This window comes from Polaribacter sejongensis, assembly GCF_038024065.1.
Lineage (GTDB): Bacteria > Bacteroidota > Bacteroidia > Flavobacteriales > Flavobacteriaceae > Polaribacter > Polaribacter sejongensis.
The window spans coordinates 4,145,989-4,164,023 of sequence record NZ_CP150667.1 but is presented as its reverse complement, the minus strand read 5'-3'; the positions used below and the strand labels follow the sequence as shown (position 1 = coordinate 4,164,023).

The 18,035-nt window shown below is 32.0% G+C and carries 11 protein-coding genes and 1 pseudogene; 1 reads left to right on the top strand and 11 read right to left on the bottom strand.

Annotation, left to right across the window (positions count from 1 at the left end):
* Positions 1-12: 12 nt before the first annotated feature.
* Positions 13-111 (bottom strand): annotated as a pseudogene (locus WHD08_RS17045) (fructose-6-phosphate aldolase); the annotation flags it as partial.
* 248 nt (positions 112-359) lie between these two features.
* Between WHD08_RS17045 and WHD08_RS17040 the strand changes: the two are divergent.
* The gene (locus WHD08_RS17040) at positions 360-1,400 is read left to right on the top strand and encodes a T9SS type A sorting domain-containing protein (RefSeq protein WP_208889934.1); all 1,041 of its coding nucleotides are present in this window, start codon (positions 360-362) and stop codon (positions 1,398-1,400) included.
* 402 nt (positions 1,401-1,802) lie between these two features.
* Here WHD08_RS17040 and WHD08_RS17035 read toward each other — a convergent pair whose 3' ends face one another.
* The 10 genes from WHD08_RS17035 to WHD08_RS16990 all read right to left on the bottom strand — a co-directional run bounded on the left by WHD08_RS17035 (position 1,803) and on the right by WHD08_RS16990 (position 17,950).
* Entirely contained in the window at positions 1,803-2,567 is a 765-nt protein-coding gene (locus WHD08_RS17035; RefSeq protein ID WP_208889935.1) for an HpcH/HpaI aldolase family protein, read from the bottom strand.
* A gap of 2 nt (positions 2,568-2,569) precedes the next feature.
* Positions 2,570-4,024: an NAD-dependent succinate-semialdehyde dehydrogenase gene (locus WHD08_RS17030; RefSeq protein ID WP_208889936.1), complete on the bottom strand. Its 1,455-nt coding sequence runs from the start codon at positions 4,022-4,024 to the stop codon at positions 2,570-2,572.
* A gap of 8 nt (positions 4,025-4,032) precedes the next feature.
* Positions 4,033-5,205: a mandelate racemase/muconate lactonizing enzyme family protein gene (locus tag WHD08_RS17025; protein WP_208889937.1), complete on the bottom strand. Its 1,173-nt coding sequence runs from the start codon at positions 5,203-5,205 to the stop codon at positions 4,033-4,035.
* A 294-nt stretch (positions 5,206-5,499) separates the two neighbouring features.
* A complete protein-coding gene (locus WHD08_RS17020; protein WP_208889938.1) occupies positions 5,500-5,904 on the bottom strand; it encodes a hypothetical protein in 405 nt (134 codons plus the stop codon).
* Positions 5,905-5,919: 15 nt separating this feature from the next.
* Positions 5,920-7,701, bottom strand: coding sequence for a hypothetical protein (locus WHD08_RS17015; RefSeq protein WP_208889939.1), 1,782 nt, complete (start codon positions 7,699-7,701; stop codon positions 5,920-5,922).
* 10 nt (positions 7,702-7,711) lie between these two features.
* A complete protein-coding gene (locus tag WHD08_RS17010; RefSeq protein WP_165732685.1) occupies positions 7,712-9,496 on the bottom strand; it encodes a RagB/SusD family nutrient uptake outer membrane protein in 1,785 nt (594 codons plus the stop codon).
* Positions 9,497-9,517: 21 nt separating this feature from the next.
* Positions 9,518-12,604, bottom strand: coding sequence for a SusC/RagA family TonB-linked outer membrane protein (locus WHD08_RS17005; RefSeq protein WP_165732684.1), 3,087 nt, complete (start codon positions 12,602-12,604; stop codon positions 9,518-9,520).
* Positions 12,605-12,839: 235 nt separating this feature from the next.
* Complete coding sequence (locus tag WHD08_RS17000; RefSeq protein WP_208889940.1) at positions 12,840-14,291, bottom strand: hypothetical protein; 1,452 nt, start codon at positions 14,289-14,291, stop codon at positions 12,840-12,842.
* Between the two features lie 81 nt (positions 14,292-14,372).
* Positions 14,373-16,286, bottom strand: a complete 1,914-nt coding sequence (locus WHD08_RS16995; RefSeq protein ID WP_208889941.1) for a CRTAC1 family protein — start codon at positions 16,284-16,286, stop codon at positions 14,373-14,375.
* Between the two features lie 11 nt (positions 16,287-16,297).
* Positions 16,298-17,950, bottom strand: coding sequence for a sulfatase (locus WHD08_RS16990; protein WP_208889942.1), 1,653 nt, complete (start codon positions 17,948-17,950; stop codon positions 16,298-16,300).
* Positions 17,951-18,035: the final 85 nt, after the last annotated feature.

Sequence of the window (18,035 nt, the reverse complement as noted above, 5' to 3'; positions counted from 1 at the left end):
TAAAAAACTAATAGTCATTACATCTGAACCAAGTTTTGCACAATTTATCACACGCATTGCATTTCTTACAGGTACTGATAAAATTTGAGTTTTAAAACTGTAATTATCAAAATTTGTCAAATTTATTTTTCTGATTCCTTACAACAAAAAACACTAATTATACGTAAACAACTACTGCCCTTTAATGTTTTAATACAAACTTCTTTTTTATTCTTAAACTAGATCCTAGAAATACCAATAAAAAACTAATTCGTCTTTTTTTTGGTAAATTAATGTAAGCAGAAGGTAATTCTATGCAATAAAAACCTTTATATATCTTGTAATTTTATAAGAACTTAATAATCTTAAATCTTATAATTATGAAAAAAAATTACTTTACTTTATTAATTGCTATTTTTTTGGTTGGTTTTACCAATGCTCAGACAACGATATTTGACTCAACTTTTGATGAAGCTTCTTACGATGCCGAAGACGTAAATACGAACTTAAATAACCATGCAGATTGGACTGCTGGTCATTTTGGTAATGCTAATTCTTGGAGAGCTAATGGAGATAGCGATTTAATTCAAGTTGGAGCTAACTTTTCTTATTCTTCATTAACAAGTACTACTTCTGCAATAACCGGTGTAGATGGCGATGTTATTACTGTAAAAACAATTGTTCAATTAGGGAATAACCCACAAATTTTTGCAACAACAGGTTCTCTCAACAACCTTATCTTACTTGGTTTATTACCAGATAACACTCCAGAAAACTCAAATGAGAACAAAGAAGCTGGACAAAAAAGAGAAGGTGTTCTAATTCAAGCAGATCCTGCAGATGGAGGTAAATTAAGATTAACAAATGCGGGTAGTTCTGGTCCTTTTACTGGTGCAGAAATTAGTCAAGCAGATAAAGCAGCTTATGAAGTTATAGTTGAATATACGATAGGTGCATCTGCAGATGAATCTAGTAAAACTGTTCGTATCACAAATGTTAGTTCTGGTGAATCTTCTGTTTCTTCAAAGTCTAATAAATTAAGAGGTGAAATTTATACTGCCATTACTGGTGCTGGAGCTTATTATTTTAATTGGGCTTTAAATTTTTATCAAAAAGAGGATAGTACTATTAATGCCATCTACGTAAATAGTTTAACTATTACTAAAAACGATGCTGTATTATCTACTCCAACTTTCAATAATTTTGAATTTTCTATGTCTCCTAATCCTGCAAATAACCTTTTAAATATTAACTCTAAAGAAACGCTTAATAAAGTTGAAATCTTTAATCTGTTAGGAAAAAAAGTACTTTCTACTACCAAAACAAAATCGATAGATGTTTCTTCTTTAACTAAATCTGTTTATTTAGTTAAAATATCTTCAGACAAAGGAATCTCTACAAAGAAATTAGTTAAAAACTAAATGTAATTATTTTCCACAAATTACGTACTTTATAAAAGCTAGCAATTTAAAATTGCTAGCTTTTATTGTTTGTTACTTAATGGAGGAAACCATATAGTATTACTCATGTTGTGTTAACTTCTCTATGTAACGCCTCCAAAAAAGATAAAAGTGACCGCTCTATTACCAATAAAGTACCTCACAATTTTGTTATTTCGAACACTTCTGAAATCAAAATATATTTTGATTGAAAGTCTCTAAAAAAAATCACATCATAATACTCATATTGTACTTATACTCTTTATACAACTACACATAAAAAAAGTCAAAGAGACAGGTTTACATTGATTCATTAATTTTAAGGTAAATGAAAACCCTATAACTTCTCAGTTATAGGGTTTCATTATTTATAGTATTTTATGCTTAAGCTTTAAGTTGTGCAGTAATTTCTTTAAAAGAATTCATAACTAAACCAACATCTACCGCATAAGAAATATATTGTACACCAATGTCTTTCCACATTTTTGCTTTCTCTGGAGTCTCTGTAAAAGTACCTACAAACTTACCGTATTTTTTAGCAGTTTCTACAGCACCTTTCATAGCATCGACTACTTTAGGATCATTAACCAAACCAGGAACACCACAAGATTGAGATAAATCATAAGGACCTAAAAAGATCACATCAATACCATCTACTTGTACAATTTCTTCTAAGTTATTAATACCTTCCATTCCTTCTATGTGAATAATGGTTGTAATATCATTATTTGCTTTTCCAAAATGATCAGCTGCACTAATATTTGTATACTCTGCTGCTCTTACATATCTGCACATACCTCTTTCTCCTTTCGGATAAAACTTGGTAGATTTTACTAATCTTTCCGCATCTGCTTTGGTACATATTTGCGGAACCTGAATGCATTTAACTCCAATATCTAAAGTTCTTAGAATTAAAGTTTCAGAATTTTCTGTAACTCTTACAACAGGTGTAATTCCTCTAGCCTCTGCAGCTCTAATCATATTCTGAGTAGATTCTATGCTGTAAGGACCATGCTCCATGTCTATAATAACAAAATCGAAACCTCCTAAAGCAGCAATTTCTACCATTGCAGGGTCTTGTACTTTACAAAAAGGACCGTAAAGTGTTTTACCCTCCTTTAAACTAGCTTGTAATAAATTTTTCGTCATAATTATAGTGCTGATGTAATACGTTTCTTAACTAAATAATCATCTAAAGCTAGGTGTGAACAATCGTGTCCAATTCCACTATTTTTAAATCCACCGTGAGGTAAATAAATAGCATATTTTACACCATTAATTTGAATTTCTCCAAACTCTAAATCTTCTGTAAATCTTTCTATTCTCTTGTTATTGTTTGTAAAAATATAAGAAGCTAAACCAAATTCTGTATCGTTTGCTAATTCTAAAACTTCATCATCAGTATCAAAAGACATTACACCTGCAATAGGACCAAAAGTTTCTTCTCTAAACAATTTCATTTCTGTTGTAGTACCAGAAATAATGGTTGGTTGCATCCAGTTTCCTCCTTCAGGTAAATCTTCAGGAATACTTCCTCCATATTCTAATTTTGCTCCTTTACTTACAGCATCTTCAATTAACTCAAACATTCTGTCTCTAGATCCCCTAGAAGCCAAAGGGCCCATAAATACATCTGGATTTTCTTTAGTTCCAAAACCTATTTTTAATGCTGATGCTCTTTTTACATATTCCTTTAAGAATTTGTCATAGATATTTTTATGAACGAAAATTCTGTTTGCAGCCACACAAATCTGACCTGTATTTCCAAATTTTAATCCGATTGCTAAATCTAAAGCCAACTCTAAATCGGCATCTTCAAAAACAATAAAAGGAGCATTTCCTCCTAATTCCATTCCTAATTTTTTGATAGAAGTTGTACTATCAGCAATAATTCTTTGTCCTGTTTGCGTAGAACCAATCATGGTAATTACTGCAGGAATTTTACTAGTTGTCATTGGTGTTGCCACTTCGCTACTAGAACCTGCTAAGATGGTAACCACACCGGCTGGAAAATTGATACTTTCTAAAATTTCACCTACCATATATGCAGATAAAGGTGATAGTGTTGATGGTTTAATAATTAAAGAACATCCAGAAGCCAATGCTGGCCCTATTTTATACCCAACATTTAATAACGGAAAATTCCATGCTAAATAAGCAATAGCAACTCCCGCTGGTTTCGAAATCATTTTATGAGTATGCGTACCATCATAATCAGGAATTTGCTCTTCTCTTAAATTTTTCATGGCATTTGGGTACCATTCTAATGACTCTGTAAGTCTTAATATATCTTCTTCAGAACCTGCATAGGTTTTCCCCATTTCATGCACCATTGCATTTCTTAACTCATCTGATTTTTCTAAAATTGCATCACGCAATTTTAACATCCAAACGGTTCTTTCTATTAAAGAAAGTTTAGACCAATATTTAAAACCTTTTTGTGATGAGATCAATGCTTTTTCTGCATCTGCTTTTCCTGCTTTTGCAACCTGAGCAATTACTTCTCCTGTTGCTGGGCAAATAACATCTTCTCTTTCTCCACTAACAGCATCTACTAACTGACCATCAATGTATAATTTTTTATATCCGAAGTTTTGAGTCTTCATATGCTTGTTTATTTATTTAATAATTTTTCAACTTCTATTTCATTGGTAGTACTACTGATACAATACTTACGTAAAACATCTTCATCTACATCAATCCCTAAACCGGGCCTATTGGGCACTTCTAACATACCATCTTTCATTTCTAATTTAGGAAATGTTAAGTTGTCTCTTAATCCGTTTTCTGTTTGATCAAACTCTATTAGGTAATCTGCTTGATACATTCTTCCAGGAATCGCCTCTAAGTTCGCTATAAAATGCAAACCAACATGTAAACCAATAGAAGTCCCCCAAGTATGTGGAATTAAATCGATACCATTTGCACTTGCCAAAGCAGCAATTCTTTTTGCTTCTGTTAAACCTCCACTTGCACAAACATCTGGTTGCAAAATATCTACAGATTTATTTTTGATTAATTCATTAAATCCAAATCGTAAATATTCACATTCTCCACCTGCAATAGGAATCGTCGTCTTTTCTCTTAACTCGCTATACTGTTCATAAAACTCTGGTGAAATTGGTTCTTCAAACCAACCAATATCGTATTTTTCTATTTTCCTAGAAAGCTCAACTGCTTCTCTAAAAGTATAGGCATGATTAGAATCTACCATTAAAGCGATGTCTGGTCCAATAGTTTCTCTAATTAATTTTACATTAGCTACATCTTCTTTGATGCCTAAACCAACTTTCATTTTCATGGCTTTAAAACCTTGAGAAACGTATAATTTAGCTTCTTCTACAAAACCATCAGAAAAATTATCGTGATTTGTAAAGTATAAACCTGTTGCATATGGTTGTATTTTCTTTCTATGTGCACCTCCTAATAATGTTGAAACTGGTAATCCTAAAATTTTACCTTTTAAATCCCAGATAGCAATATCTATAGCACTAACTGATGCCATATAAACACCTCTTCTAGAAAAATCTAACGTCTTTCGGTACATTTTGTTCCAAATTACTTCATTTTCTAAAGGATTTTCTCCTACCACAGTTGATTCTAATAATTTTATACCTGCTTCTACCATTGTAGCAGGACCATAAGCCTCTCCCCAACCGTGTTGACCGTTAGAGGCTGTTACTTTAACAACACAGATACAACGTTCTGCATATTCCCATTGTGAAAAGAAAAAACTTTTAGATAAAGTATCTTTAAGAACAAACGCTTCTATTTTTTCTATTGTCATTGTTTAGTTATTTAGTTGACTCTTTAGCAATTATAAATTACAAATCTGTAATTATGCTAGATGTTAAAAGTAAATAATAAGCTGTTTTTGGTAGGCTTCATTTTTATCTAAAACAAATCATATATTACCTTTTAATTCCTACTTAAAAGGTAAATAAAGAAAGTTTAAAAAATTATTTTTAATACTTGTAAGATAACTTTTATATCATTTAGATAAATAAAAAACATAATTTAGTTAAAAACAAAAAAAGGCTACAGATATCTGTAGCCTTTCTTATTAATTAAAAAAATAATATTAATTATAAACTTCTTCTTCAGAAACTTTTACATTAAAAACAGTCGTTCCGTCTACAGTTAGCGTTCCTTCTCCTGTTGTTTTATCCGCAGATAAAATATAATTTACAGTTGCTTCATCGTCTAACTTATTTACTTCTACTTCAAAATTAGTCTCTGTAGAAGAGTCTGTAAAACCAGAAGATGTGTAAGATTCTAAATTTACTTCTGTAGAATATTCTACAATTACACTTACTTCTTTGTATATATTAATTTTAAAAGCGGCATTATTACCTGTAATGTCTGTAATGGTATATACTGGTGTTAAAGCTGTCCTAGACTCTTCAAAATTGCTTTCTTCGTCACAAGAAGTGAATGCCAAAACGATTGCAAAAACGGCAATATATTTTATTATATTTTTCATCATTATTTCTAATTTAAATTATGGTCTATCTTCTAATTTAATAAGTGTTAACTCATCTAAATACATCAACTGTTCTGCAGTAGTAATTCCAACATTATCTTCTGCTAAAACTCTTAATGTAGTTCTTCTTTTTGCATCACTGCTTGTTAAATCTGCCGGAATAACAGCAGGTGCATCTGCGAATACACGCACCCATTTACCTTTTTCGATACTTGAGATATCAAAATGTAAATAATCTAAAACAGGATTACCAAATTCCATTCTAAAAGTAGTTAAGGTTGTACCAGGCTCTACATACACCCAATAAGACACTTGGTAAGTTCCTGCTGGCATACCATTTGGACCATCTGCTAAACCAAAACCAAAAAGGTTTACAGTAGGTATAGCAACATTTGGCAGTTTATATCTCATACTAGCACCACCTGCGTAAGCTTGATCTGTGCTACGTGCCCAAATTTCTTCTCCAGCTCCAAACTGACCATTTCCATTTCCTCCAGGAATAAAAAACTTACCTGTTGCAAAAGCATTATTTACACCACCTCCTTCAGGCTCAAAACTACCCCAAGAATTTGATGGTAAAACATTATTATCAAAATGCATTTGTACTTTTTGATTTGCAAAAGGAGCTAACACTCTTTCGTCTGCAGAAAGAATAGTTGTACCATTATAAGAAACCGTAATTACATCAGAATTATAAATTGGTGCGGATAATATTAACTCAATAAAAGTGGCATTACCTTCTTTTACTCTAGCTGTTTGCACAGTGAAATCTTCATCTAATCCTTTAGCAGCGTTTTTTACATTCACAGTAAAATTAGCTTCTTCTCCAGAAAATGCTTTTAACTCTCCAGTTACTCTAAACTCTATTACTTCATTTTCATTTTCTGTTAATGCTTTGTCAAAAACAAAAGGTTGTGAAGACTGAATTACTTTCACTTTTAAAGGTATAATTTTTTCAGCTGAAGCCACTGGTGCATTATCTTCTACTCCATCTACAGTTTGTACTTGTCTTAAAGATCTTATAGTTCCTGCATTATAGGTACCCAATTTATAAAACTTTACATCTTGAGATAATTCTGCCAAAGTACCTGCCTGACTAGGTACTCCATCTGGAATTAACCACGTTACTCTGTTAGGTCTTCCGGTAGTAGATTTATCTACAAAAGTTAATCCGGTTGCTGCCTCTACTTCTATAACTGGCCAAGTACTTTCATCTTTAATATCAGGAATATCTGTTTCTGTAACATTTAATACTTCTGCACCGTCTTTTAAAACTGAAAAAGCAGGTAAAATATTTGCATAAACATCAAACAAAAACTCTACGTCCATTATATGTTCATCTCCTTCTGTTGATGAATTTGCTATAACATACGCTGCTCTATCCTCCGAAACATTAGGACTTACTTCTTCAGTAAATTTATTTCGTAATCTAATTTTAGTTAAACCACTTTTACCAAATAAAACATGTGCCTTACTTTCTGAACTAGACAAACCAACGTCTTCATTAATAAATTTTGATAAAGTATCGCTAGAAGTGAAACCATCTTTTAGAAAATGATCTCCATCCTCTAAAATCCATTCGTGACTTGTTGCTCCTTGAGATAAATCGAAAAAAGAAATATAAGTATCTATATTTACTTTAAACTTTGCATCTATATTTGGTCTATTTGGATCTAAACCAATAAGCCATGAAACATCAGACAAATCATCTGGTGCTGTGTACCCTTTATAAGAATCTTCTTCACAACTTAGCAAGGCCAGTAAACTGAAGAAAAGTATATAATTTTTTATATTTTTCATGATATATCTTTTAATTTATGTTTGGGTTAGAATTTACCTCTGCAAAAGGAATAGGATACGTACCATTTTTAGCTTCATCATAATTTAAATATGGTGTATCATATTCATAATCTACAGCAGTAGAATTTACTGTTGGTAATTCGTTTACTAATGAAGGAAAATTACCTCTTGTAACCGTTTGGTTATTACTTCTTTTTGTATATGAAAAGTCTACTCCGTAATATACTTCTTCAGACAATTCTTTTAATCGGTCTTTAAAACCATAGTTATCAGATTTTTTCCATCTTTGGAAATCTAAAAATCTTATGTTATGACCTTCTACTCCCATTTCTAAAGGTTTTTCAACTCTCATTAAACGTTGCATCAATTCATCTGCCGTGTATTCTGCATCAGTATCTTCTTTGTCATACGTACGAGTAGTATCTCCATTTGGTCTTCCTAAAAGCACCAATCCCCATCTTTTTCTAATCTGGTTTATTAATTTGATTGCTCCTTCTACATCACCTGTTTTTATTTTACATTCTGCTTGCATTAATAAAACATCTGCCAATCTATTAAGAGTTACATTTTTAGTAGAATATGCTTGTCCACCAGGAAGTTGACTTTCTGTAGAAACAATATCATCATTGGTGTACTTTTTCCACCAACCGAAGCCCCAATTGGCTCCTCCAAATCTACCGTATTCACTAGTAGTTCCTGTTAAGTAATACGTTGTTTCATTGTCGTCTACAACCGCCATCATAGAAGAGTTTCTTAATGGTACGCTTCTTAAACTAACGCTAGATGTGTTAGGATCTGTATAGTAATTTCTAGAATCTAAAGGATCCATAGGTTCTGTTTTGTATGCATTTACAATCCATGCTGGTCCAGTTGCAGAACGTGTTTGTGCTGTACGAACGTTTATCCAGTTTGTTCCTGAATCTCCATCCCAAGGTGGTAAATCTAATCTTGTGTTTTCTTCAGAAAAATTAATTTCTAAAATAGATTCTCTATTAAATTCACCAGCAGTTGTAAACATCTTAGTTAAATCTGTTTCTAAAGAATAACCATGATTATTAATTACATCATCAAAATAAACCATTGCTTTACTATAGTCTAATTCGTATAAATAGCTAGTACCTAAAATTGTTGCAGCTGCACCAGAAGTAACTTTAGCCAAATCATTGTCTGGGTATTCTCCATTTTTATACAAGTTAGCATACGCATATTCTAAATCTTCTCTAACAAAACTAATTACATCCGACGCAGGAGATAATGCTTTTGAAAAATCTTCATTGGTAGCAGGTACCGCATCTCTTATAATAATACTTCCATTATTAAAAGTGGTGTGTAAATAAAAGTGAAATAACCCTCTAAAGAAACGTGCTTGCGCCATTTGCGAAGTCCATTCTGCTTCATCTGTTGCTGTCTCTTTTATATTATTTAAAGCTTCAATTACTTGGTTTGCTCTAAAAATACCTAAATAAGAATCTTGCCATTTATTTAAGATTGCCAAACTACTTCCATTATATAAGTGTAAATAGAAATCTTCTGTATTGTTTGGATTTGGGCGACCATAACCAGGATATCCCATATCTGAACGTAACATTTCTTCAAACTTATTTAAAATAGCTGGTTTATGTAGTGTTTGATAAACAGCATTTAAACCTGTTTGAGTTTCCGCTAAATTTCTCCAATAATTATCTGTAGATATTAAGTTTGGGTTCTTTTGTTCTAAAAATTCATCTGCATCACAAGAGCTTAACACTCCTAAAGTAAAAATGAATATAAAATATTTAAAAATTAATTGTTTCATCACAAATAAGTTTATATTAAATTAAAAATTAATGTTTACTCCTAACATATATTGTGAGGATATTGGTCCAGTATTTTTATCTAAACCTCTTGCTTGTATTCCCCCACCTACTTCTGGATTGTAACCAGAGTATTTAGTAATAGTTAATGGGTTTTGAGCTCTTACATAAAAACGCAATCTGCTAAGTCCCATTTTGTCTAAGGTATTTTTAGGAAAACTATATCCCATAGAAACTTGTCTTAATCTTAAATAAGAACCATCTTCTAACCAAAGATCACTATACCCTAAATAGTTGTTATGTCTTGTAACATCGTTTCTATAAGTTGGTACTGTAGAGTTTTGATTTTGTGGAGACCATTGATAAATTTGATCTTTATGTCTACCAAAACCATATGCCCAAGCATCAAAACCATTCATTATCTCTTGCCCTAATGCAGCATACCAGTTCATTGAAAAATCCCAATTTTTATAGTTTGCGTTAAAAGTATATCCTAATTCATATTCTGGTAATCCACTACCACTATAAACCCTGTCTGATTCATCTAAAACACCATCATTATTTTGATCTATAAACTTCGTATCTCCCATTCTTGCATTTCTATCAATATTGTTTTGGTATTCTGCAAGTTTTACTTCTGTATCTAAAATTCCGTCTGTTCTCCATAAGAAAAAAGCTGCTGCCTCACGACCAACTGCCAATGCAGTAACTCTAGATTGTTGTGGTGCTCTACCTACTAAACCACTGTCTGTAGTTAATTGAAATTTAGTATCTCCACTAATTTTTGTAACTTCATTCTGGTTTGTAGAGAATGTACCATTCATTCTATATCTAACATTACCAATATTCCCTCTAAAACCTAACGCTAATTCTAATCCAGAATTAACCATATCTCCAACATTTAAAACTACAGTTGCATTGTTACCACCACCTGCTGAATTAGGAATAAAAACTGGAAATAACATGTTCGATTTATCTGAGTGATAATATTCCGCTGAAAGCGTTAATCTGTTTCTTAAGAACCCAAAATCGAAACCAATGTTTTGTTGTGTTGTTTCTTCCCATTTTAAAACTCTGTTTACAAAGTTTTCTTGAGTAGCTCCTAAACTTACAGAACCGTTAGAAGTTGCGTAATTAATATCTTGAGAAATACCTGCAGAATATAAATAATCTCCAATTCTATCTACACCAACAGTACCCTGACTTAATCTAAGTCTAAAGTTATTAACTGCATTTTTGTATTTATCCCAGAAAGGTTCATCAGAAACATTCCAAGCTAATGCGATTGAAGGAAAAGTTCCCCATCTATTATCTACCGGAAATTTAGAAGAACCATCTCTACGTAAACTAGAACTTAAAATATATTTTCCTTTATAACTATACTGAAGTCTTCCTATTAAACCTATTCTTGTTTGCTCATAATCATTTCCAGAAGAAACAAACTGAGTACCAGTTGCTCCATTTAAAACCTGAACATCATCATTAGTGGCTCCATTTCTTGTTGCTGTAAAAGCTTCACTTTCATTTTTTTCTCCATTTATAAAAGCTGTAAGTGTTACATCATGCTTTTCATCAAATACTCTGCTATAAGTAGCTCCAAAATCTGCTATCGTATTCGTTGTAAATCGAGTTCTGTTAGAAACAAAACTATCTTCTGGTTGACTTTGTAAAACCGGTGGTGTTTGGTTATTATAAATCTCTTGATAAGGTCTGTAAATTTTACCAATACTATTTATAGATGTTAAACCTAAATTACTAGAAAGGCTTAAATGTTCTGTAGCTTGATATTTTAAATTAAGTGTTGCTGCAGCTCTTGTAGTTTTATATACATTGGTTGTTCTTAAACTCTCAATAACCCAACCTAATCTATTTACATCATCTCCACCTTGAGACAATTCATCTAAATTATCTAAATTAAGTCCGTTTTGAGTTGGTCTATACACAATAGATTGTGATAAAAGATTTCCCTGAGGAATATCTCTAGTATCTTTATTCATAGAAACACTAGACTGAATTCTTAGTTTATTTTTTTCGTAAACTGTACTTGCTCTAATATTAAAACGGTTATATGCTGAATTAATTTGTAATCCTTCTTGACTAAAAAATCCTGTAGAAACATTATACGTAATATCTTCTGTACCTCCAGAAACATTTATATTATAGTCTTGTGTTGGTACATTATTCGTAAAGATTAAATCGCTTAAATTCGTTTCATTTAAAAAGGATCTTGGCTGCTGTAAAATCTGTAAACTAACCTGGTCATCATAACTCCCGTTTACATTTCTACTCTGTACAACATCAAAATAAGTTTGTTCTACAGAATTCATTAAAGGCACAGCTGCTCTTCTATGCTGAATAGCATAACTAGCATTAACTCTAACTTGTAAAGAACCTGGTTTACCTTGTTTAGTAGTAATTAAAATTACACCAGTAGCTCCACGAACCCCATAAATTGCAGTAGAAGCAGCATCTTTTAATACGTTAATAGTTTCTACATCTGAAGGTGGAATTCCTGGATCTCCATCTTGTATTACACCATCAACAACATATAAAGGTGTATTGTCTCCAGATAATGAAGTAACACCTCTAATTAATATTTCTGATGTTCCTCCTGGTTCTGAAGAAGAAACAATGTTTACCCCAGATACTTGCCCTTGTAAAGCAGCTCCTAAATCTGAACTAACAATACTCTCTAGATCTTCTGCTTTTACTTGAACAACTGCCCCAGTAATTTCTTTCTTTTTTACTGTACCATAACCAATTACTACTATTTCTTCTAAGCTTTCTACAGAAGGGTCTAAAACAACACTCATGGTTGCATTTTTAACCTTAAGATTTTTCTGTATCATACCAATGTAACTAAACTCTAAAATATCTCCAACATTAGCTTTGATAGAGAAAAGTCCATCAAAATCTGTTGAAACCCCATTTTGAGTTCCCTTAACAATTACACTTACACCAGGAATTGGCCCCTGATCCTCTGAACTAGTTACAGTTCCAGATACCTTAATTGATTGTGCATTAGTGCTAAACTGACACAACAAGGCGAAGAGTAAAAGCAAGAAACTACCTGCTTTAGCTTTCCTCAATAATAAATTTAAAATTTTCATCTATTTAATTTTTGAACTTAATTGAACTTGATTGATTCTGTAATCTTATGGCAAAAAACAATTGCTAATTTATAGTCTTTCTTTTTTTAACATAAAATTACAGCTACAAAGTAACAGTATAATCGGAATTATGTATATGTGGCAATTATCTTATCATTACTGTATTTTATCCTTAATGTATGTTAAATTAATATAAAAAGGTAATTTTATACTAATGGTAAAATACTATTGAAAATTATATTTTTAAGGAATCTAAAACATGGTTCTCTGATTTAGAACCTCTTACTACAATATCGATTACCTTTACTGATTTATCTACCGATATTTTTTGACGAAGCTGTAGCACTTTTAATGGATTAACTTCTTCTAATATTACCTCTTCTACAATTTTACCATTACTGTTTTTAAGAATCAATACAGCTTGTCCTTCTATAAAAACACCATAAGAGCCTTCTAAACTTTTCGTTTCTTTATTAAAATGTAATTTTTTAGTAATAACGCCAGTAAGGTTTACATCTAAAACAGGTGAAGTTTCAATTTTTGCAGCTCCTTGTATTTCTTTATATGTAAAACTTTCTTTTGATTGAAGTGTATATAAAGGTGTTTTCACTTCCGTTTCTATATATCCTGTTTCTAAACCGCTACAAAAAATAGCCATATTTATTCCGTGATCATATTCTTTAGCAGCATCATAAGGTTCCATAATTTTCACAAAAGCGGTGTTTGTAATTTTGTTTACATAGCAAATCCAAGATTTGGATGATATAATATGTAAACCAGCCATAGTGTTATATTCATACTCAACTTCATAAATTCCAGGTGCTACTTCTCCTTTCCAATTATCTCCTATATTAAAGTATTTTTTAATGTGTTCCGGATTGTTTTTATCAATCTTAAAACGATTTCTGTCAATGTAATTCCAACGTTGTTGTGGTGTTGCAGAAATTTCAAATTGTTCTCCACTTGGTAATTTTAAATCTTCAGAAAAAGGAATAAAAGCACTAAAATTATGTCCGTCTTGTAGTTTAGAATCGCTCCAAGAAACATGCTGACTAGAAATCATCAACCCTTTTTTTATGGTTTCTTCTCCAACATTTTTTAAGGTATGATTGATATACACCAAACTAGAATTGGGTTCTATATACAAACTTCTAGCATATTGAATTTCCTCTTCTATTTTATCTGGATATAAAAATTTCTTTTCTTTTCCGTAATAAAAAGGAACTGGTAATTCTTGCACTCCAGATTGTACTTCTATGGTTTTCTTTCCTTCGGAGTTCTCTCCGACAGAAACCTGATAAGGAGCATCACCAATTACAACCGGTGGCGGCCAACGATTGCTTTTATTTCCATTTTTATCGATGGATGAGTTTTCGATAGGCAAAGGCACTAATCGATAACCACCAAAGTTTCTCCACTCGTTCATTTTTACCTCATCTGAAGTTCCAAAAGACTTCCCTAATAATTTTGGATTTACCCATAAAGACGGAACATCTCCTAAATTATACTCTAAAATTCTACCAGCCGCTTCTGGCACAACTACCAAACTGATGTATTTGTTTTTAGCAACATATACATTTTCCCATCCCCAATTGTTGTAATTTTTTTCTATGGATATTGTTTTTTCTTGCTGAGAAAAACTAGAGATACTTACCAGTACCAATAAGTACAGTGTTATTTTTTTCATAGTATTTTTTTTTAAAGTTTAATGATTATAAAAAAAGCCTCAAAAAATGAGGCTTCCTAAATTGAAGTTTTATGAAAAATATTATCTTGTAGGACTTTTACTTCCTACTTCATAAATTGTATTTAAGTCTTTTATAGAAACAGTAGCTTTCTCACCGTTTGTCCAAACAACTTCGGCAGCATCAATTTTATTACAAGTTCCTAAACCTACATGTAAATAGGTATTAAAAGGATGCGAAAAAGAAGAAGACGTTTCACCAACAACTCTTTTGTAGACCTTTCCACAAGATTTAATGGTTAAAACGGCACTTGTTGCTGTTGCGGTACCAGAAGGAGAATACCCAACTTTAACCGTTACAAATTTATTTGAAGAAGATTTAAAATTATTTGTAAATAAATGCCATTTTCCTCTTTCATTAGAAACTATAAGATCTAAATCGCCATCATTATCATAATCAAAAGCATCTGCTCCCATACCAGTAGATCCTAATTCTTTGGTGATAATTCCGTGATTTTCATCACGTTTAAATGATTTTCCTTCTTGATTTAAATATAAAATCTGTTTTGTTTCTTTTGATGATTCTCCATAACGCAACACAAAAATATCTGACCAACCATCATTATTAAAATCAGCAATTGCAGTACTGCTTGTTTGTTCCGTAATATTAATTCCTAAAATTTTGGTTACTTCTGTAAATTTACCATCCTTATTTTCTAACAATTTTACAGGTAAATCTTTTAGCTTGATTATTTCTGGTGAAGTTAAAACATTGTGCAAAACAGCAGAAGTTGGTGAATTTATATGTCCGCCAATTCTCCACATTCCATCACCTAAATAGCCTATATACAAGGCTTTCTTTTTGGTATCTGTTGGGTATCCTGCAGCCTCTTTTCTTGTCACTGTTAAATCTTGATGTCCGTGATTATCTTTCGTACGTTTCCAAAGTTTCTTATTTTCGCCTAAAAAAACATCAAAATTAGGAAACGCCATTTGCAGGTTTTCTATTTTTAAATCTCCTTCAACTTTAATATTAGTATAATCAAACTTTGTTCTTCTTGCAAAAAAATAAAAACGTTTGTTTAAAGCATCATAATCGCTTTCTGCATCAAAAGGATGTTTAGAACGAGTTAGAAATAAATCGAAATCACCATCATTATCATAATCTATTTGCGAAACACTGTTTACTAAATTTGTATTAGCTAAACTTCCCAAAACCTCTTTGGTTACTTCTACAAAACCATCAACTAAACCTTTAACCAACACCAATTCTCGTCCTCCGTGAAAAAGTATGTCTGTAATACCATCATTATTATAATCTAATAAAGTAGTGCGCATCCCCATTCTGTCTGCGTTGGCTATGTAACTGTTAAATTTAAAGGTTGATTTAGCATCATTTGTATATAAAATATTTCCTTTCTTTAAGGCCTTCAACGTAGGAAAAGCAGAAGTTACTAAATCTAATTTCCCATCTTTTTTAAGATCTACAAATTTTGCAGCTCTTCCTCTTCCTTTTTCAAAATGTTTAAACTCCCCACCTTCTTCTATACTTCTATCTTTATTGACATGATAATATCTTGGTTTTCTCGGATTTTTGCCATCTCCTCCACCAGGTTGCACAATAATATCTACGCGTCCGTCAAAATCATAATCACTAATAGCTATTCCATGCGTATCCCCAAAAATAAAAGGATCTCCTAATTCAAAAACACCTTTATTATTCCAATATATTTCTACTCTTCTAGAATGTTCTGTCAATAATAAATCTAAAAACCCATCTTGGTCTAAGTCTGCAATTACTGCATTGTCAAACTTTCTTCTATTTCTATCTTCTAAAGGAATAATCCCACTCTTTTCAGAAAAAGTAAGTGCATTATTTTCTTTTGAAGTTGAAGACACTGTATTATTTACAGTAGATTTTGACTGTGTAACACATCCAACTGCAAAAACACTTAAAGCTAGTATTAATACTTGAAATATCTTTTTTTTATTGATCATTTACGTTTCCTTTAATTTTTTGCTAAATTACCTTTCCAACCTTTGTTAAACTGTACTAATAATTGCTTTATCAATTCTGGATTTTCATCCGCAACATTTTTAGTTTCTGTAGGGTCTTTAACATGGTCATATAATTCTACAAACAAAGGCTCACTTTCTGGTTTTGTATAATCTTTCCAAACAATCAATCTATAATTTGCTGTTCTCATTCCATAACCCATTAAGTTATTTTCAAACATTTGTCTGTCCCACTTAGAACCTACTTGCTTTTTAATTTTTGCTTCTTGTTCTTCAATTAAAGGACCAAAATAGGTTTCACGCATTCCTTTAGACAACGGATTTGCAGCCCATTCTCTTAAAGCTGGATTTGGAAATTGACTAAAAACAGCCGTTTTCCATTCTTGTTTTGGATCTGATAATAAAGGCACAAAACTTTGTCCTTCTAAATGTTCTGGCAATTCTAAACCTGCCAATTCTGATAATGTAGGATACATATCTACCAACTCTACCAAGGCATCAGTACTAGAACCTCTTACTTCTTTTTTCATATCTGGAGTCCAAATAATTAAAGGCACTCTTGTACCAATTTCATAATTGGTTGCTTTACCCCAAATACCCATTTCACCTAAATGCCAACCATGATCAGACCAAACAATAATAATGGTATTATCTCTTAAACCAGCTTCATCTAAAGCGTTAATCATTTTACCAATTTGAGCATCTACATAACTAACACACGCTAAATATGCATGCTTTAGAACTCTTGCTTGTTCATCACTAATAGGCCCTTTTTTAGGGATTCCGTATCTAGCACGCAACTCAAACGAAGGGTGTAATCCCATTGCTGCACCACCTTCTGGCGCATTTTTTTGATCCGTTAATTTAATATCTTCAGGGTTGTATAAATCCCAATACTTTTTAGGAGCTAACCAATCTAAATGTGGCTTTTTCATTCCCATTCCTAAGAAAAAAGGCTTGTCAGGATTTTTCTCCAACATATCTTTCATCGTTACAATTGCCAATTCTGCATTGTAACCATCCTCGTAAAAAGTATCTGGCACATCTGCATTTTCATAAGCAGGTCCTTTTCCTAAACCATTTCTTGGCGCATCTTTACCATACTTAGCAATCATATCTGCCTGGTTCTTTTTAAACATGGCCTGACTTTCTGGATTTGCGAAACCACCCGGAGTATTGCTTTTTTTAATGGTCATTTTATCATAAGCAGGTTCTCTACTCCAAGACATTCCTAAATCTGCAAATGCTGTTTTATGATAAATTTTACCAGTATACGTAGTTTCGTATCCGTTATTTTTAAAATGCTGCGGAATGGTAATAATATCTGGATTTGCATCTCTAAAATACGTGAAATTTTCGATTACCTTAATCGTTTCTGGTCTTGCTCCAGTCATTAAACTTGCTCTAGAAGGACTACAAATTGCTTGCTGACAATATGCTTTATTAAACATTAAGCCATCTCCTGCCAATGCATCTAAGTTTGGCGTAATTGAAATTTCTGATCCGTAAACACCCAATTCTGGACGTAAATCATCAATAGCTAAAAAAAGAATATTTGGTTTCTTTTTAATTTCGGTTTTTTCTTCGGCCTTAGACTTGCAACCAAATGCAATAGCTAGCACTAAAAATAGTTGAATGAATCTCATTATATAATTTTTTGATGTATCAATTAATAATATAGCGCAAATTACAGCGCTATTTTCATATGAAATTGCTGAATTGTATCTTTTA